The organism is Pandoraea horticolens (assembly GCF_902459555.1).
Classification (GTDB): Bacteria; Pseudomonadota; Gammaproteobacteria; order Burkholderiales; family Burkholderiaceae; genus Pandoraea; species Pandoraea horticolens.
On the sequence record NZ_CABPSM010000008.1, the window covers coordinates 133,648 to 151,151 of the forward strand.

Genomic DNA, 17,504 nt, shown 5'->3' on the forward strand with positions numbered 1-17,504 from the left:
CTTCTGGCGACACCATGACGACTCTCAAGGGAAAAACCGCGCTTGTCACCGGCTCGACCAGTGGCATCGGCTTGGGCATCGCTCAGATGCTCGCACACGCGGGCGCAAACCTCGTGCTCAACGGCTTTGGCGATGCAGATGCTGCCGTCTCGGCCATCGAATCGATTGGCGCGCAAGTCATCCACCATGCAGCGGACATGCGCAGCGCTCATGAGATCGAAGCGATGTTTTCGGCCGCGCAAGCGCGCTTCGGCGGCGTTGACATTCTCGTCAACAATGCCGGCATTCAGCATGTCTCCCCCATCGCAACCTTCGATCCGGACAAATGGGACGACATCATTGCCATCAACCTCAGCTCGGCCTTCCATACGACGCGCCTCGCCCTTCCAGGCATGCGTGAGCGGAACTGGGGGCGGATTATCAACATCGCGTCGGTGCATGGTCTGGTCGGCTCCGCGAACAAATCGGCCTACGTGGCGGCCAAGCACGGGCTGGTGGGACTGACGAAGGTCACGGCACTGGAAACTGCGAAGACCGGTGTGACGTGCAACGCCATTTGCCCGGGCTTTGTGCTGACACCGTTGGTGCAGAAGCAGATCGACGATCTGGCCATGCGCGAGAACTTGTCTGCCGACGACGCGCGCGCTCGCTTGCTGGGAGAAAAGCAGCCGTCGGGGGAGTTCGTGACACCCGAAGCCTTGGGAAATGTGGCTCTGATGCTCTGCTCGCCGATGGCGTCCGAGGTGCGCGGCGCAACGTGGGCCGTCGACGGCGGCTGGACCGCGCAGTAACGCTTAATCAGTAGTCCGGACCCTTGCTGGCGAGCTTGGGTCCGTCGATGTCAGAACGTTTGTGAAAGATAACGCATAAGCTGCGATTCGGTTGTCATTGATTTGGTAAATCTCAATAATCAAATGCTTCTCATCTAGCTTGTGACGTTGACCGCCTTCCATGTGCCGGACGCCGTCTTGACGATGGTCGCCATGTACCTGCTCTGAGAGTTTGCTGTACTGAAAATATACTTTTCAACACCCAGAATGCACAAGGGGCTACGTGAAAATCACGTAACCCCTTGCTGTATATGGTGCCGGCTGCAGGACTCGAACCCGCCACCTGATGATTACAAATCAACTGCTCTACCAGATGAGCTAAGCCGGCGAAGTCGCGTATTGTAACCGATTCATCGGCCACTGCGGCTACCTGACGGTGAAAAATCGTCCGCGGACGCGGGCAATTGGGGGAATGCTCGGAGGCACCTCCCCACTCACCCGCTATCGCGTATTACTTCACCACCTTCAGGCGAGCGCGACCGGCGTTACCACCCGCTGGCGCGTTGCCATCCGGTCGCGGTGGCTCCGGATCGTCATCGCCCGGCTCCTGCACCACCGATGGCACGGCTTCCAACTCCGTACCTTCGTCCGCAGACGCCTGCTTGTCGACCGGGAATGCCATCCCCTGACCATTCTCACGGGCATAAATCGCCAGCACGTTCGGTACCTGCACTTCCACCTTCTGTGAGATACCCCCGAAGCGGGCGCTGAATTCAATCCAGTCGTTGCCCATCTGCAATCCGCTAGTGGCGTCGAAACTGATGTTCAGCACAATCTCGCCATCTTTCACAAACTCGCGCGGAACTCGCGTCTTGGCATCGACATGCACGGCCAAATACGGTGTGTATCCGTTGTCGGTACACCACTCGTACAGCGCGCGCAGTAGATAAGGCTTGGTAGACGTTTCAGGCATATAACCAACTCACCCCGCCGCGAAACCCGCTCACCACCCTCGGCAAGCCAGCTTCGCCAGCAGGCAATTCAACGCATTAGCGACGCATGACCTTTTCGGACGGCGTCAGCGCTTCAATGTACGCCGGACGGCTGAAAATCCGCTCGGCATACTTCATCAACGGCGCAGCATTCTTCGACAATTCAATGCCGTAGTGATCCAGACGCCACAGCAGCGGCGCGATCGCCACGTCGAGCATCGAGAACTCTTCGCCCAGCATGTACTTGTTCTTAACGAAAATCGGCGCAAGCTGCGTCAAACGATCACGAATCGCACCTCGCGCCTTCTCGTGCGTCTTCTCAGCCGCTTTGCCCTTTTCGTTTTCAAGCGAGCTGACATGCACAAACAACTCTTTCTCGAAATTGAACAGGAACAAGCGCGCACGCGCACGCTGCACCGGATCGGCCGGCATCAACTGCGGATGCGGGAACCGCTCGTCAATGTACTCATTGATGATGTTCGATTCGTACAGAATCAGGTCGCGCTCGACAAGAATCGGCACCTGACCGTACGGGTTCATCACCGCAATGTCTTCCGGCTTGTTGAACAGGTCGACGTCACGGATTTCAAAATCCATGCCTTTTTCGAACAGAACCAGCCGGCAACGCTGGGAGAAGGGGCACGTAGTGCCCGAGTACAAAACCATCATAGCGCGTCTTCCTTAAAAACCAACGGGGCCGGGGCGGGAAATCGACGCTTCCCAAACCCTGGCCCCGTCGTACAGACGTTATTTTACTTCACGTCCTTCCAATAGGCCGCATTCAGGCGCCAGGCAAGTACCGTAAAGAGTCCCAAGAACAACAAAACCCAGACACCCAACTGCCGGCGCGTGCGTTGCACCGGTTCTGACATCCAATCCAGATAAGATACCAGATCAGCCACGGCAGAATCGAATTCCACCGGTTTCATCGTCCCTTGCGTGATCTGAACGTACTGCGCCGGACCATGCTCCGCACCCTCTACGCCCTTCAAGCCGCGCTGTCCCTGCAACTGCCAGAACGGGTTCGGCATGCCCACATTCGGAAACGCCAAATTGTTCCAACCCGTCGGCCGGGCATCGTCCCGATAGAACGTACGCAAGTAGGTGTAGAGCCAGTCCGTCCCCCGCGCCCGCGCCTCAACTGACAGATCTGGCGGCGCCGAACCGAACCACTCTTTAGCATCGGCCGTGCGCATGGCCACGGTCATCGTCTCGCCAATCTTGTCCGTCGTAAAGAGCAGATTGTCCTTGATCTCCGTGTCCGACAATCCCAGATCTTTCAGGCGCGAATACCGCATCGACGCCGCCGAGTGGCAGTTCAGACAGTAGTTCACGAACAGCTTCGCGCCGCGCTGCAGCGAGGCGAGATCGTCGATCCGGTTGGGCGCCGTGTCGAGCGCCACACCCTCTTCAGCAAAAGCCGGCGCCGTGAAACCACTCAGGAGCGCCAGGATAAGCAACAGTTTTCTCATCTTGATATCCCTAGTCGTCGTTTGCGTACGCTCAGTGCGCCGCGAAGGTCACGCGCTCCGGCACCGGCTTGAACGTGCCCCGTTTGCTCCAGAGCGGCATCAACCAGAAGAACCCGAAGTAGTACAGCGCGCCGACCTGCGAGATCGCGGTCTTCACGGGCGTCGGTTCCTGGATCCCCAGATACCCCAGCACAGCAAAAACGACGACGAGAATACCCAACAGCACTTTGTGGAATCCCGGACGATACCGAATCGACTTCACAGGGCTATGGTCCAGCCACGGCAGGAAGAACAGCGTAACCACCGCGCCCCCCATCACCACCACACCCCAGAACTTGGCTTCGATCAGGTACATCGCCAGCAGCAGCAACACCACGCCGCCAGATGCCGCAACCTTCGTGGTCGCCGCCGCCTTCCCCTTCACCCACCAGATGGCCGTGACGATCACCGCCAGCACCATGAGCACGTGCTTGAAGTCATCGGTCGTAGCGCGCAACATCGAGTAGAACGGCGTGAAATACCACACCGGCGCGATGTGCGGGGGCGTCTTCAGCGGATCGGACGGGATGAAGTTGTTCGCTTCCAGGAAGTAACCGCCCATCGTCGGCGCGAAAAACACGATCGCCGAGAACACCATCAGGAACACGCCCACGCCCATGATGTCGTGCACCGTGTAATACGGATGGAACGGAATGCCGTCGAGCGGCCGGCCGTTAGCGTCCTTCTTGTCCTTGATCTCGATGCCGTCCGGGTTGTTCGACCCGACTTCATGCAGCGCAATGATGTGCGCAACGATCAGCCCGATAAGCACCAGCGGGACGGCGATCACGTGGAACGCGAAGAAGCGGTTCAGCGTGGCGTCCGACACGACGTAATCGCCGCGAATCCACAGCGACAGATCCGGACCGATGAACGGGATCGCCGAGAACAGATTCACGATCACCTGCGCGCCCCAGTACGACATCTGCCCCCAGGGAAGCAGATAGCCCATGAACGCTTCGGCCATCAGGCACAGGAATATCAGGCAGCCGAACACCCATACCAGTTCGCGCGGTTTGCGATACGAGCCGTACAAAAGCCCGCGGAACATGTGCAGATACACCACGACGAAGAACATCGAGGCACCCGTCGAGTGCATATAGCGAATGAGCCAGCCCCACGGCACTTCGCGCATGATGTACTCGACCGACGCGAACGCGAGGTTGGCGTCGGGTTTGTAATTCATCACCAGGAAAATACCGGTGAGGATCTGAATCACCAGCACCAGCATGGCCAGCGATCCGAAAAAATACCAGAAGTTGAAATTCTTGGGCGCGTAATACTCGGACGCGTGCTCCTTCCAGAGCTGGCTGAGCGGAAAGCGGCGATCGATCCAGCCCAGCAAGCCCGTCGTGTCGACCTGTTTGTCGGCGGCCATGATTACGCTTCTCCTTTTTCGTCTTTACCGATCACGAGCTTGGTGTCGTTCACGAACATGAAACGAGGAACGTCGAGATTCTTTGGCGCCGGCTTGTTCTTGAAGACACGGCCCGACATATCGTAGGTGGAACCATGGCACGGGCACAGGAAGCCCGGATCGTGGCCCAGCGCGGCGTTGGTATTCGCCTGATAGGGGCCGGAAGGGATACAACCGAGGTGGGTACAGATGCCGACGACTACGAGCAGATCTTTATGCTCGGCACGCGCGCGGAACGCGTTCTTGCAATAGTCGGGCATCGGGTAAGAAAACGTTTCCTTGGAGTCCGGATCAGCCAGCTCCGCCGTCACTTTGGACAGCGAAGCCATCTCTTCCGGCGTGCGACGCACGATCCACACAGGCAGACCCCGCCACGCCACGGTCATCTTCTCACCGGGCTTGAGGTTGCTGATGTCGGCTTCGACCGGCGCCCCACCTGCCTTGGCGCGCTCCGAGGGTTCGAGGGAACTGACGAAAGGAACCAGTGTTGCAACGCCGCCCACACCTCCAGCTACGGACGTCGCAATCAACAGATTCCGGCGGCTACTGTCGACGGCCTTTTCTTGATTGTCACTCATCACAAGCCCCACACGGTTGAATTGGTATTTCCGTCAACCTGAAATCATACGCGAGCGTAAATGCCTGAAACAACGGCAAAACGCCCCAGTCTCCTAGTGGTTTTCGCGTATTTTCAAAGGATTAACGTACCCTGCGGGTGGCTAACGCTCACCCGGGGTTTCGCTTCTGGGATGCTGCACGAGAATCGCTATGATCGCCGCTTTCGTTGACGCGTGCACGACATTTAGTCATCATTTTCCCAGTCTCGTCCCGGTGACATCGTGCGCGGCCTGTGGCAATCGCGTGACATTTATTCGACGTTGCCGATGCCGCTGCCTTGCGGCCCGCATGGAGTTACCGGTCAATCAATGCCAATTCGTGAGGGCTGGCGCAGCGATGCTCCCCCCGGCCACTCATCAAAACAGCGGAGGAATGGCATGAGCTTCATGTCGGAATTCAAGGAATTTGCCGTCAAAGGCAACGTAATCGATCTGGCCGTCGGTGTGATTATCGGCGGTGCCTTTGGCAAGATCGTCGATTCGGTCGTCAAAGACCTGATCATGCCGATTGTCGGCGCGATCTTCGGCGGTCTCGACTTCTCGAGCAAGTTCATCCTGCTCGGCACCATTCCGCCGGACTTCAAAGGCAATCCGACGTCCTACGCCGACCTGACCAAAGCCGGTGTGGCCGCCTTCGGTTACGGCAACTTCATCACCGTTGCCCTCAACTTCCTGATTCTGGCATTCATCATCTTTCTGATGGTCAAACAGGTCAACCGGCTCAAGCGCCCGGCACCGGAAGCCCCGACAGCACCCGCCCCCACCCCGGAAGACATCGTTCTGTTGCGCGAAATCCGCGACAGCCTGAAGAAACAGAACGGGTAATATCGCCCGGGCGGCAACGCGCCGCCCCTACCGGCGCTTGTTCAGGTCAGGCCGGGTTCGGCATATCGAAGAATCGATGCTCGAGCCCGAAGCGCGCCGCGATGTGCTCGCCAACGGCCTTCGCGCCGCCGCGTTCCGTCGCATGATGCCCCGCCGCCAGGTATCCCACCCCGCTTTCGAGCGCGAGGTGCTGAGTCGGTTCCGACACTTCGCCGCTAATGTAAACATCGGCCCCGGCCGCAATCGCCGCCTCGAAGAAGCCCTGCGCCCCACCGGTGCACCACGCCACTCGGCGCACTTCCCGGTTGGGATCGCCCAGCATCAGGGGCACGCGCCCCAGCCGGGCCTCGACGTGCGCCGCAAGCGCCGCCAGTGTCGTCGGCTGCGCCGGGGCACCGAGCCAACCGAGCTCATCCGGACCGAAACGCCCGCCATCGTCGGCAAAACCGAACAATTTGCCCAGTTGTGCGTTATTCCCCAGCTCGGGATGCGCATCGAGCGGCAGGTGGTAAGCGAACAGGTTGATGTCATAACCGATCAACACCCCCAGACGACGGCGCTTCATCCCGGTAATCCGGGCATCTTCGTTCTTCCAGAAATAGCCGTGGTGGACGAGAACGGCATCGGCTCCCCAGTCGCGGGCAGCCTCGAGAAAGGCCAGGCTCGCGGTCACGCCACTGGCGATTTTCCGGATGTCGCTGCGCCCTTCGACCTGTAGGCCGTTCGGGCAGTAATCGCGAAATTGCGCGATTTGCAGGGTATCGTTCAGATACAATTCGAGTTCAACACGATTCATATAAGGTTCCGCTCTTTCATGCTCAGACGCTTCTGGCTACTGTTCGCGCAAGCGGTCACCGTGCTGCTTGCGTTGCTATTCATCATTGCCACTCTCAAGCCTCAGTGGCTGCAACGCCAGGGTTCGTTCGGCAAGCAACTGGCTAATCCGATCATCGCCTTGCAAGAGGTTGCGCCAAGTCTGTCGGACAAGCCGGCTGCCGGCTCGTATGCCGATGGTGCGCAAAAGGCCATGCCCGCGGTCGTCAGCATTTTTTCCAGCAAGGAACAAAAGCAGAACCGCGATCCGCGTCTCGATGATCCGCTGTTCCGTTATTTCTTCGGCGACGGCGGCACGATGCGGCAAGACCCGGTGTCGAGCCTCGGCTCCGGCGTGATTGTGAGCAGCGAAGGCTATATTCTCACGAATCATCACGTGGTGGACGGCGCCGACGAGATCGAGGTCGCCCTCGCCGATGGCCGCAAGGCCCGCGCCAAGCTGGTCGGCAGCGACCCCGAGACCGATCTGGCCGTGCTCAAGATCACGCTCGATAACCTGCCCGCCATCACGCTCGGCCGCATGGATCAGGTGCGGGTGGGCGACGTGGTGCTCGCCATCGGCAACCCGTTCGGCGTCGGTCAGACGGTCACGATGGGCATCATCAGTGCGCTGGGGCGCAATCACCTTGATATCAGCACGTTCGAGAACTTCATTCAGACGGATGCCGCCATCAACCCGGGTAACTCGGGCGGCGCGCTGGTCGACGTGAACGGCAACCTGCTTGGCATCAACACGGCGATCTACTCGCGCAGCGGCGGCAATATGGGCATCGGCTTCGCGATCCCCGTGTCGACGGCCCGCTCGGTGCTCGAAAGCATCATCACCACCGGCGCGGTCACGCGCGGCTGGGTCGGCGTCGAGCCGCAGGACATCACCTCGGATATCGCCGAGTCGTTTGGCCTGCAGCAGGATTCGGGCGTCATCATCGCCGGCGTTGTGCAGGGCGGACCGGCCGACAAGGCGGGCATTCAGCCGGGCGACATCCTGACCAAGGTGAATGGCGAGTCGATTCGCGACACGACCGAATTGCTCAACGTCATCGCCCAGATCAAGCCGGGCACGCAGGCCAAGCTGCACGTCACGCGCAAGAAGAAGGAGCTGGATCTCACGGCGACCATCGGCATGCGCCCGCCGCCGCCCAAGCGGCCGGCACAGGAAGAAGACGACGGCAGCGACGACAACAGCGCTGACTGAGGCGATTCTGGCCCCGCAACGTCCCGAACCAGACCCGTTCTGAAGCGTGGAGACGGGTCAGGCGCCTTCGGATACTGAACTCGGCCGACGCGTTCAGGCAATTTCGCCCGGATTCTCGTGATCGAGAGTCCTATAGAACGGACTCTCGCCAATATCCCCGGCCCCGCCCCAGGTTATAGAGATACGACAATGCCGCCGCAAAGATCACGGCGACCGCGGCGCTCCCGGCAGTTCGGGAGAACCGCCAGGCGGTGCATTTATAATATGTGACATTGATACCGCTTTAACGAAAACTGGAGAATTGCGCCACATCGGAATTGGCATCCCGGTTAGATACACGGGGTTAAAATCGTTTAATACGACGATGCGTTGAGTCCCTTCGACTCGCCTGAACGTCAAAACGAAACCGAAGCACTTTTGTCACCGATCAATGACCGCTCCCACCGCGAACGTTATGGTGTGGCCGGTCGTCTTGTCATCGTAAATCTGGCATTGATGCCGTCACCAACACATATGCAAGGCCGCGAAGAGATGCAGAGTTCACAAACTTCAGTGCGCAAGAAGCTGGTTCTGGTTGAGCTGAACGAAATCAATTTCGACGTTGGAGCGGATTATGTCCGGGAGTACCCCGGGCGGTTTCCCGCCATTGCCAAATTGATCGCCGGTGCCGGCATCCGTTCTACCTGCGAAAAGAATTACGAAGAAATCGAGCCCTGGATTCAATGGGCTTCCGTCCACAGCGGCAAGTCCTATTCGGAACACGGCATCTTCCGCCTCGGCGACATTGTCGGCTCCAACGTCCCGCAACTGTTCGAGCAACTCGAGCGAAGCGGCTTGCGCATCGGCTGTGTGTCTGCGATGAACGCGGAAAACCGCCTGAATACCCCCGCCTACTTCATTCCTGACCCCTGGACGGCAACACCTAGCGATGGCTCATGGTGGAGCCGAGTGCTCACGGACGCCGTATCGCAAACGGTCAACGACAACGCGCAGGCCCGCATCACGCCCAAGAGCGCGATGCACTTGGCATTGGGGCTGCTGCGCTTCGCGCAGCCCAAGCACTACGGCCTGTATGCCAAGCTCGTGGCGAAGGCCCGGGGCGCATCGTGGCGCAAGGCGTTGGTGCTCGACCTGCTGCTGCACGACATCCATGCGAAGCTGTTCCGCACACACTCGCCCGATTTCTCCACCGTATTCCTGAACGCCGGCGCGCACATCCAGCATCACTATTTCTTCAATTCACGCATAGTCAAGGGCCGGACCAAGATCGCGAATCCCGCCTGGTACGTGTCCAGCGATCTGGACCCGATCGCGGAAATGCTGGAGGTGTACGACCGGCTCGTGGCAGATTACATGAGCCTGAAGAACACGGAGGTCATCGTGGCGACCGGCTTGTCGCAACGCCCGTATGACCGCGTGAAGTATTACTACCGTCTCAAGGATCACGCGAGCTTCATGGACAAGCTCGGCGTTCGCGTCAAATCGATTCAGCCGCGCATGACCCGCGACTTCCTCCTGGAGTTCTATTCGTCACAGGAGGCGTCGGCAGCACAGGCCCGTTTGTCGAGCCTCAAAACGGTCAAGGACGGCACGCTGATCTTTGGCGAGATCGACAACCGTGGCGACAGCCTTTTCGTCACGCTGACGTATCCGCAGGAGATCGATGCCGATCTGCTCGTCGAAATCGATGGCAAGCAGTTGCCGCTCGCGCCGCACGTCGCGTTCGTCGCGATCAAGAACGGGATGCACCAGGAAACCGGGTTCTCGTATTTCAGCTCAGGGGTCGCGCAATACGCGCCCAACGACCAGAGCCACGTGAAGGAGCTGTACTCGACGGTGCTGCGCTTCTTCGGTCGTCCGATGCCGTCCTGAGCTTCGCATCCGGCCGCCGGCGTTACGCCTTTGCGGCCGCAATCCAATCAAGTGCCCAGGCGGCTGTCGTCACAGGGCCCCCATAAAAAGCACGGGCGCTGACCCGTGCTTTTTATTTTACGGCAGTAAGTCGTCAGGGCGTCGCCTGCCCATTCCCTTCGCTGCCTTCGCCTTCCGGCCGCCCCTGCTTGACGAAGAGCCGCGCGGCGATCAGACCCAGTTCGTAGAGGATGATGAGCGGAATGGCCAGCATCAGTTGCGAAAGGACGTCTGGCGGCGTGACGACGGCGGCCAGCACAAAGGCGCCCACCACCACGTACGGACGGATCTGTTTGAGCTTCTCGATGCTCACCACGCCCATGCGTGCAAGCACCACCACGACCACCGGCACTTCGAAGGTCACCCCGAAGCATAGGAACATCGTGAGGACAAAACTCAGGTAATTGTCGATATCCGTGTTCATCTCCGCGCCCAATGGCGCGTTGTAATGCGCCATGAAGTGGAACACGGTCGGGAACACCAGGAAGTAGGCAAACGCCATGCCGAGCAGGAACAGTGTGTAGCTGCTGACCACGAGCGGCATGACCAGCTTCTTCTCGTGCTGATACAACCCTGGCGCCACAAACGCCCACGCCTGATACAGCACGACGGGTAGCGCGACGACGAACGCGACCATCATCGTCACCTTCATCGGCACGAAGAACGAGCCGGTGATGTCCGTAACGATCATCTTGCCGCCGGCGGGCAGCGATTGCATCAGCGGACGGGAGAGCAGGCGGAAAATGTCCGGTGCCCAGTAGACCAGCGAGAGGAACACCACGATCACCGCCGTACCCGCGCGAATGATGCGATTTCGCAACTCGATCAGATGCGAAATGAAAGTCTCTTCGGTGCCCCCGTCGGGGATTTGCTTGTCGTCGCTCACGTCGACTTATCCAGGAATAAAGCCGGCAGCACAGTGCCAGATGGCGGGAAGTTCGGTGCGCAAGCGCCTCAGAAGAACTTGACGGGCCGGCGCAGCTTGGCCGGCGTATGACGCGCCACGCGCGCTGCCCCCGACTGCACCCGCGTACGCGTGATGCTGGCCTGCTTGAACCACATCGGCGTGGCAGCCCGGCGCACTCGCCAGTTGCGGCGCTTGGTCGACGCGCGGATACCCGATGTCACCACCGGTTCGGCAAGATAGCTGTCGGAATACCCGGTCGCTGCATCCGTGCCGCCACCGGCGATTTCGCCGGTCGACGTCCCAGTGGCGCTCGCCCAGGCGTCGTTGAGCGACGTTTCCTGCTCGTGCAACTGCTTCTGAACGGTGTTCTGGGCGCTGCGGGCCGCGTCCTCGAACTGCGTGCGCATGTTGCGCAACTCGTCGAGTTCCATCTCGCGGCTCACTTCAGCCTTCACATCGTTGATATAGCGCTGTGCGCGGCCGAAGAGCGCGCCCGCCGTGCGAGCCACTTTCGGCAGGCGCTCGGGACCGATCACGACCAGCGCGACAACGCCGATCAACATCAGTTTGGAAAGGCCGAGATCGATCATGTCGACGCCGGCTTAGCCTTGCTTATGATTGCTCGCGTCCTTGGCCTGCACGTCGATGGTGGTCGAATCGCGCAGTTCCTTGGCAGCAGCCGGGTCGTCCTTGGCGGCCGGAGCCCCACCTTCGCCCTCCTTCATGCCGTCCTTGAAACCCTTTACCGCGCCGCCCAGATCGCTGCCCATGTTACGCAGCTTCTTGGTGCCGAAAACCATCATTACGATCACCAGCACGATCAGCCAGTGCCAAATACTCAACGAACCCATGACCACTCTCCTTGCGTTTCCCCACCCCTGCCGCCTCGCGGCGAGGTCTTGTCGGGGTGCTCTGTGTTTGCCCCGGCGCCCACAGCAACAATGCCCCATTGTGGCACATTGCATGTCACGCCCTGCATCGTAACCGGGCCGGGCGCCGGGTAGAAATAAATGTTTCGCGAAACCTTTCCCGATGCGGGAGCGTTGCACAATCTAACAACTCAACGCGGCAATTCGTCACGAAATGCCGCCGTCACCACTTACATGCGCTTCCACGGCCGCGGTCCGGCCAGAATGTGCATGTGGAGATGATAAACCTCTTGCCCGCCCCCCGGCCCGGTGTTCATCACGACCCGGAAGCCGTTGCCTTCAACGTTCGATGCATCGCCATCGAACCGGTACCCCTGTTCGGCAGCGAGCTTCGGTGCGAGCATCATCATCTTGCCCAGCAGTGCCTGATCTTCGGGCTTGCAATCCTGCAGCGTGGCAATGTGCTTGCGCGGCACCATCAACAGGTGCAGGTCGGCCGCCGGATTGATGTCCTTGAACACCACGACGTCGTCGTCGGCATAGACCTGCGCGCTCGGGATCTGCCCGGCAATAATCTTGCAGAAGATACAGTTATCTTGCGTCATGCGTGTGTCTTCCTCACGGATTCTCGAATGGAGCGAAGCGCGGCCCGAAGCGGTTCAGGCGCGCGCAGCGTACATGGGCTTGTTGTCGTTCAGATAGAGCCAGCCCTTGACGATTCGGTACAGCGTCCAGATGCCAAGCACCCAGAGAATCGCAAAGCCGACCATCACCACGGCGAGCGCCACGCCAAGCACGCCCCAGGCCACCGACCACCAGAAGGTGCGGATCTGCCAAGTGAAATGCGAGGCGTAGAGCGTGCCGGCCACGTCGTCGCGCTTGATGTAGTTGATGATGATCGCCACGATGGCAGTCACGCCGCCCGTGAGCCAGAACAGCGCATAAAGTGCGTAGAGCACGTGCGTGAGCTTGCGCAGCGCCCGCTCCTGCTCGGCGCTCGGTGCGCTTGGCGTGTTGGCGACGTATGGGTGGTCCGTGCTGCCGGGTGAGCCGGTCGTACCGGTCTGCGGATCGTTCATGAGGCGTTTCCTCGCGTGAGCCTGCCCGCCATGTGAGTCAAGTCGGGCATGACGGCCAAAGGGGAGTCAGTCCGCGTGTTCGCCGCGCGTGCTGCGCTGCGCCTTCTCGACGAGCCCCGACAATCCTTCGCGGCGCGCCAGTTCGGCGAGCACTTCGTTCGGGCTCAGGTCGTGATGTGCCAGCAGCACCATGCAGTGAAACCACAGATCGGCCGTCTCGTTGACGAGTTTCTGGCGCAGATTGTCGGCCCCGCCGATGCGAATGTCCTTCGCCGCGAGCACCACTTCCGTGGCTTCTTCACCGATTTTCTTGCAGATGGCGTCGTCGCCCTTGTGGAACAGACGGGCGACGTACGACTTGTCGGGATCGCCGCCCTTGCGCGAGGCGATCACTTCGGCAACACGCTCGAGCGTATCGTTCATGGCGGTCACTTGTAGATCTTGTGGGGGTCTTTGAGCACCGGCTCGACAGCGGCCCAGCGGCCATCGTCGACACTGCCCTCGAACTTCTGGAAGAAACAGGAATGACGGCCGGTATGGCAAGCGATGCCGTCGATCTGCTCGACCTTGATCAGCACCACATCTTCGTCGCAATCCAGTCGAATCTCACGCACTTTCTGCACGTGGCCCGACTCCTCGCCCTTATGCCACAGGCGCTTGCGCGAACGCGAGTAGTAGACAGCTTCGCCCGTCTCCACCGTGCGCGCGAGCGCCTCACGGTTCATCCAGGCGAACATCAGTACGTCGTTGCTGCCGACTTCCTGCGCGATGACGGGCACGAGGCCCTGCGCATCCCAATTTACGTTGTCCAGCCAGTCTTGCGTCATGATCCGTCGATTCCCGTTCAGAGCCGCACCGAAATGCCCTTGTCGGCCATGAAGTGCTTCGCTTCGCCGACAGTGTGCTCGCCGTAGTGGAAGATACTTGCGGCGAGCACGGCATCGGCATGACCTTCGGTCACGCCGTTGGCCAGATCGGCCAACGATCCCACGCCGCCCGAGGCGATCACGGGGATACTCACGGCGTCCGACACGGCGCGCGTGAGCGCCAGATCGAAACCGCTCTTCGTACCGTCGCGGTCCATACTGGTGAGCAGAATTTCGCCCGCGCCGAGCGCTTCGACCCGCTTCGCCCAGGCGACCGCGTCCAGCCCGGTTCCCTTACGGCCGCCGTGCGTGAAAACCTCCCAGCGCGGCGCTTCGCCGTCGGCCGAGACACGCTTGGCGTCGATCGCCACGACAATGCACTGCGAGCCGTACTTGGCAGCCGCGTCGGCCACCAGTTGCGGATTGGCCACCGCCGACGAGTTCATGCTGACCTTGTCCGCACCGGCGTTGAGCAGGCGGCGCACATCGGCCACCTCGCGCACGCCACCGCCCACGGTCAGTGGAATGAAGACCTGCGCGGCCACCGCTTCGATGATCGGCAGGATGAGATCGCGCCCGTCGGAGGTCGCCGTAATGTCGAGGAACGTCAGCTCGTCGGCACCCTGCTCGTCGTAGCGGCGGGCGATCTCGACGGGGTCGCCCGCGTCGCGAAGTTCAACGAAGTTGACGCCCTTGACCACACGGCCGGCCGTCACGTCCAGACACGGGATGATGCGTTTAGCGAGAGCCATGATGATGGCAGGCGAGGCGGCCGCAGCCGTGGGCTCGCTTATGCCGCTCCTCCGGAAAGCTCATCGGCGCGCGTTTGCGCCGTCGAGAAATTCAGGTCGCCCGAGTAGATCGCGCGGCCGCAGATGACGCCTTCGACACCCTCGTGCTCGACCTGGCACAGCGCATCGATATCGCCCAGATTCGACAGGCCGCCGCTGGCGATCACCGGCACGGTCACCGCCTGCGCCAGACGTACCGTCGCATCAATATTGATACCCTGGAGCATGCCGTCGCGGCCGATGTCGGTGTAGATGATCGACTCGACGCCGTAATCCTCGAACTTGCGCGCCAGATCCACGACTTCGTGGCCCGTGAGCTTGCTCCAGCCGTCAGTGGCGACTTTACCGTCCTTGGCATCGAGGCCGACGATGATATGTCCGCCGAACGCGGTGCATGCGTCCTTCAGGAAGCCGGGGTTCTTGACCGCAGCCGTCCCGATGATGACGTACGACAGGCCGTCGTCGAGATAACGCTCGATGGTATTCAGGTCACGAATGCCGCCGCCCAATTGCACGGGAATATCGGCGCCTACCTCCTGAATGATGGCGCGGATGGCCGCTTCATTGCGCGGCTTGCCGACGAATGCACCATTCAAGTCCACCAGATGGAGGCGGCGTGCGCCTTGCTCGACCCAATGTCGAGCCATGGCAGCGGGGTCCTCCGAGAATACGGTGGCTTGATCCATGTCGCCTTGTTTGAGGCGAACACATTGACCGTCTTTAAGGTCGATGGCCGGGATGAGCAGCATAGGCAATCGTGAAACGTCGCTAGTGGGAAGAAAAAGAAATTCGCAAATTACGCGGACAACACAAAACCGATCCCTGCCTTGCCGGGCACCGGCACATCGGGATCGGATTCGTCAACATGACACACAGTATAAGCCGTGATGGCACAAGCGCTCCGAGAGGAATTGGGGCGCCCACGTGCCACTCGGGTCGCGATCAGGATCAGGGCTTCCACTGCGCAAAGTTGCGATAAAGGGCAAGGCCGGCCTGGGCGCTCTTTTCCGGGTGGAACTGGGTGGCGAAGATATTATCTTGGGCCACTGCACAGGTAAAGGGCACGCCATAAACCGTCTCGCCGACCGTCAGTCCGGGCTTGGCGGGCACAACGTAGTAGCTGTGCACGAAGTAAAAATAGCTGTCGTCGGGCACACCGGCCCAGATCGGGTGACCGTGCGTCTGATGCACGCGATTCCAGCCCATCTGCGGCACCTTGAAGCGCGAGCCGTCATCCTGCAACTGGCCCTCGAGGTCGAAGCGCACCACGCGCCCCGGCAGCAGGCCGAGGGCAGGCGTGTTGCCTTCGTCCGACACGTCGAACAGCATCTGCTCGCCCACGCACACGCCGAACATCGGCTTGGTGGCGGCGGCTTCGACGACCGCTTCGCGCAGGCCCGATTCGTTCAGACAGCCCATGCAGTCACGCATGGCCCCCTGCCCGGGCAGCACCACGCGATCGGCGGCGCGAATTTCGGAGGCGTCGCTGCTGATGCTCACGTCGGCCTCCGGCGCGGCCGCACGCAGCGCCTGATAAACCGAGCGCAGGTTGCCCATTCCATAGTCGACAATCGCAATCTTGTTCATCTCAAACTCGGCAGCAGTATTTTCAAACCATCGATAATGAATTCCACGGCCAGCGCCGAGAGGATCAACCCCATCAGACGCGTGCCGATGTTGATGCCCGTGCGCCCAAGCCAGCCTTCGATACGCCCGGCGCTGCGCAGCGCCACCCAGCACACCGCGCCCACGCCCACCCCGATCGCCACAAGCGCCAAAATCTGCGCCCAGCCATGCGCACGGCCCGAGTAAATGATCACGGTACTGATCGTGCCCGGACCGGTGAGCAGCGGGATTGCAAGCGGCACCACGGCGATATTCGGCCGCTCTTCCGCTTCGTGACGCTCTTCGGCCGTCGCCCGTGTGTTGCCCGTCTGCGCGTTGATCATGTTCACCGCCATAAGCAACATGATGACGCCGCCGCCAACTTCAAGCGACGCAATCGAGATGCCGAAGAAGCGGATGATGGCTTCGCCGAACAGTCCCGAACCTGCGACCACCAGCGCCACGGCAATCGCCGCAATGTCGATCGTATGGCGTTTCTCTTCGCGCGTCTGCGTGGACGTCAGGCTGATGAACAGCGGAATCGCCCCGAGCGGATTGATCAGGGCCAGCAGCGAGATGAAGAACTTGAAGGCGTCGAGCGTCATAAGGGGCACACGGCGCCGGCGTCCGGCCGGTCGATGATGCGTCGTCGGGGGCCACCGGCCTGACAGACCGGCGGGCTATCCTATCCGGCAGACGGCGCCGGTCGGTCTCGCGTTACAGGCTTCCCTTCGTAGACGGCACGACACCCGCCGCACGCGGATCAATCTCCACCGCCATGCGCAACGCGCGGCCGAACGCCTTGAACACCGTTTCACATTGGTGGTGGGCGTTGATACCGCGCAGGTTGTCGATATGGAGCGTGACGCCCGCGTGATTCACAAAGCCACGGAAAAACTCGATGGTCAGGTCGACGTCGAAATTACCGACACGGGCGCGCGTGAACGGCACGTGGAATTCGAGACCGGGACGGCCCGAGAAGTCGATCACCACGCGCGAGAGCGCTTCGTCGAGCGGCACATAGCTATGGCCGTAGCGCACGATGCCCTTCCGGTCGCCGATGGCCTTGGCGACAGCCATACCCAGCGTGATACCGACATCTTCCACCGTGTGGTGATCGTCGATGAAAGTATCGCCTCGGGCCTCGACTTCCATGTCGATAAGGCCGTGGCGCGCAATCTGGTCGAGCATGTGGTCCAGAAACGGCACGCCGGTATCGAGCGTCTTCCGGCCGGCGCCGTCCAGATCGATCTTGACGCGTATTTGCGTTTCGCTGGTATCGCGAACGACTTCCGCAATGCGCATGATGGTGAGT

General features: G+C 60.6%; 22 protein-coding genes, 1 tRNA gene and 1 pseudogene. 4 read left to right on the forward strand and 20 right to left on the reverse strand.

What is annotated here, in order from left to right:
* Positions 1 to 14 precede the first annotated feature (14 nt).
* Positions 15 to 791 (forward strand): 3-hydroxybutyrate dehydrogenase, encoded by a 777-nt coding sequence (locus PHO31112_RS14770; protein WP_150621199.1) that lies wholly within the window; start codon positions 15 to 17, stop codon positions 789 to 791.
* Between the two features lie 291 nt (positions 792 to 1,082).
* Here the strand turns inward: PHO31112_RS14770 and PHO31112_RS14775 are convergent.
* From PHO31112_RS14775 to petA, 7 genes and pseudogenes are all read right to left on the reverse strand, one after another.
* Positions 1,083 to 1,158 (reverse strand) — tRNA-Thr (locus PHO31112_RS14775).
* A 123-nt stretch (positions 1,159 to 1,281) separates the two neighbouring features.
* Positions 1,282 to 1,743, reverse strand: a complete 462-nt coding sequence (locus PHO31112_RS14780) for a ClpXP protease specificity-enhancing factor (protein WP_150621200.1) — start codon at positions 1,741 to 1,743, stop codon at positions 1,282 to 1,284.
* A 76-nt stretch (positions 1,744 to 1,819) separates the two neighbouring features.
* Positions 1,820 to 2,431: a glutathione S-transferase N-terminal domain-containing protein gene (locus PHO31112_RS14785; RefSeq protein ID WP_010808196.1), complete on the reverse strand. Its 612-nt coding sequence runs from the start codon at positions 2,429 to 2,431 to the stop codon at positions 1,820 to 1,822.
* An 83-nt stretch (positions 2,432 to 2,514) separates the two neighbouring features.
* Positions 2,515 to 3,234, reverse strand: coding sequence for a cytochrome c1 (locus PHO31112_RS14790; RefSeq protein ID WP_150621201.1), 720 nt, complete (start codon positions 3,232 to 3,234; stop codon positions 2,515 to 2,517).
* On the reverse strand, positions 3,231 to 3,470 hold the full coding sequence (locus PHO31112_RS28325) for a Bbp19 family protein (protein WP_484555861.1): 240 nt from the start codon (positions 3,468 to 3,470) through the stop codon (positions 3,231 to 3,233). Before PHO31112_RS28325 ends, PHO31112_RS14790 begins: the two co-directional genes overlap by 4 nt.
* A pseudogene (locus tag PHO31112_RS14795) lies at positions 3,410 to 4,504 on the reverse strand (cytochrome b); the annotation flags it as partial. The gene PHO31112_RS28325 and the pseudogene PHO31112_RS14795, both read right to left, overlap by 61 nt.
* A gap of 149 nt (positions 4,505 to 4,653) precedes the next feature.
* Positions 4,654 to 5,268: a ubiquinol-cytochrome c reductase iron-sulfur subunit gene (gene petA / locus PHO31112_RS14800; protein ID WP_150621202.1), complete on the reverse strand. Its 615-nt coding sequence runs from the start codon at positions 5,266 to 5,268 to the stop codon at positions 4,654 to 4,656.
* A 417-nt stretch (positions 5,269 to 5,685) separates the two neighbouring features.
* Here petA and mscL point away from each other — a divergent pair, with 417 nt between their 5' ends.
* Positions 5,686 to 6,132, forward strand: a complete 447-nt coding sequence (gene mscL, locus PHO31112_RS14805) for a large conductance mechanosensitive channel protein MscL (RefSeq protein ID WP_150621203.1) — start codon at positions 5,686 to 5,688, stop codon at positions 6,130 to 6,132.
* A gap of 46 nt (positions 6,133 to 6,178) precedes the next feature.
* Here the strand turns inward: mscL and PHO31112_RS14810 are convergent, their stop codons facing one another.
* The gene (locus tag PHO31112_RS14810; RefSeq protein ID WP_150621204.1) at positions 6,179 to 6,928 is read right to left on the reverse strand and encodes a Nif3-like dinuclear metal center hexameric protein; all 750 of its coding nucleotides are present in this window, start codon (positions 6,926 to 6,928) and stop codon (positions 6,179 to 6,181) included.
* Positions 6,929 to 6,946: 18 nt separating this feature from the next.
* Here PHO31112_RS14810 and PHO31112_RS14815 point away from each other — a divergent pair, with 18 nt between their 5' ends.
* Together PHO31112_RS14815 and PHO31112_RS14820 are read left to right on the forward strand one after the other, a co-directional pair.
* Positions 6,947 to 8,161, forward strand: a complete 1,215-nt coding sequence (locus PHO31112_RS14815; protein ID WP_150621205.1) for a Do family serine endopeptidase — start codon at positions 6,947 to 6,949, stop codon at positions 8,159 to 8,161.
* A 531-nt stretch (positions 8,162 to 8,692) separates the two neighbouring features.
* The gene (locus tag PHO31112_RS14820) at positions 8,693 to 10,033 is read left to right on the forward strand and encodes a hypothetical protein (RefSeq protein WP_150621206.1); all 1,341 of its coding nucleotides are present in this window, start codon (positions 8,693 to 8,695) and stop codon (positions 10,031 to 10,033) included.
* 133 nt (positions 10,034 to 10,166) lie between these two features.
* Here PHO31112_RS14820 and tatC read toward each other — a convergent pair whose 3' ends face one another.
* From tatC to hisB, 12 genes are all read right to left on the reverse strand, one after another.
* Complete coding sequence (tatC, locus tag PHO31112_RS14825; protein ID WP_150621207.1) at positions 10,167 to 10,958, reverse strand: twin-arginine translocase subunit TatC; 792 nt, start codon at positions 10,956 to 10,958, stop codon at positions 10,167 to 10,169.
* Positions 10,959 to 11,026: 68 nt separating this feature from the next.
* Positions 11,027 to 11,569 (reverse strand): Sec-independent protein translocase protein TatB, encoded by a 543-nt coding sequence (gene tatB / locus PHO31112_RS14830; protein ID WP_150621208.1) that lies wholly within the window; start codon positions 11,567 to 11,569, stop codon positions 11,027 to 11,029.
* Positions 11,570 to 11,581: 12 nt separating this feature from the next.
* Complete coding sequence (gene tatA, locus PHO31112_RS14835) at positions 11,582 to 11,830, reverse strand: Sec-independent protein translocase subunit TatA (protein ID WP_010808187.1); 249 nt, start codon at positions 11,828 to 11,830, stop codon at positions 11,582 to 11,584.
* Between the two features lie 248 nt (positions 11,831 to 12,078).
* The gene (locus tag PHO31112_RS14840; RefSeq protein ID WP_150621209.1) at positions 12,079 to 12,453 is read right to left on the reverse strand and encodes a histidine triad nucleotide-binding protein; all 375 of its coding nucleotides are present in this window, start codon (positions 12,451 to 12,453) and stop codon (positions 12,079 to 12,081) included.
* 54 nt (positions 12,454 to 12,507) lie between these two features.
* A complete protein-coding gene (locus PHO31112_RS14845) occupies positions 12,508 to 12,927 on the reverse strand; it encodes a DUF4870 family protein (protein WP_246178226.1) in 420 nt (139 codons plus the stop codon).
* 66 nt (positions 12,928 to 12,993) lie between these two features.
* Positions 12,994 to 13,350, reverse strand: coding sequence for a phosphoribosyl-ATP diphosphatase (locus tag PHO31112_RS14850; protein WP_010808184.1), 357 nt, complete (start codon positions 13,348 to 13,350; stop codon positions 12,994 to 12,996).
* A 5-nt stretch (positions 13,351 to 13,355) separates the two neighbouring features.
* On the reverse strand, positions 13,356 to 13,754 hold the full coding sequence (gene hisI / locus PHO31112_RS14855; RefSeq protein ID WP_150621210.1) for a phosphoribosyl-AMP cyclohydrolase: 399 nt from the start codon (positions 13,752 to 13,754) through the stop codon (positions 13,356 to 13,358).
* 17 nt (positions 13,755 to 13,771) lie between these two features.
* Positions 13,772 to 14,545: an imidazole glycerol phosphate synthase subunit HisF gene (hisF, locus tag PHO31112_RS14860; protein WP_150621211.1), complete on the reverse strand. Its 774-nt coding sequence runs from the start codon at positions 14,543 to 14,545 to the stop codon at positions 13,772 to 13,774.
* 38 nt (positions 14,546 to 14,583) lie between these two features.
* A complete protein-coding gene (gene hisA, locus PHO31112_RS14865; protein WP_010808181.1) occupies positions 14,584 to 15,333 on the reverse strand; it encodes a 1-(5-phosphoribosyl)-5-[(5-phosphoribosylamino)methylideneamino]imidazole-4-carboxamide isomerase in 750 nt (249 codons plus the stop codon).
* A gap of 199 nt (positions 15,334 to 15,532) precedes the next feature.
* Positions 15,533 to 16,171: an imidazole glycerol phosphate synthase subunit HisH gene (hisH, locus tag PHO31112_RS14870; RefSeq protein ID WP_150621212.1), complete on the reverse strand. Its 639-nt coding sequence runs from the start codon at positions 16,169 to 16,171 to the stop codon at positions 15,533 to 15,535.
* Positions 16,168 to 16,794: a MarC family protein gene (locus tag PHO31112_RS14875; protein WP_150621213.1), complete on the reverse strand. Its 627-nt coding sequence runs from the start codon at positions 16,792 to 16,794 to the stop codon at positions 16,168 to 16,170. Before PHO31112_RS14875 ends, hisH begins: the two co-directional genes overlap by 4 nt.
* 112 nt (positions 16,795 to 16,906) lie before the next feature.
* A complete protein-coding gene (hisB, locus tag PHO31112_RS14880; protein WP_150621214.1) occupies positions 16,907 to 17,494 on the reverse strand; it encodes an imidazoleglycerol-phosphate dehydratase HisB in 588 nt (195 codons plus the stop codon).
* Between the last annotated feature and the right edge of the window lie 10 nt (positions 17,495 to 17,504).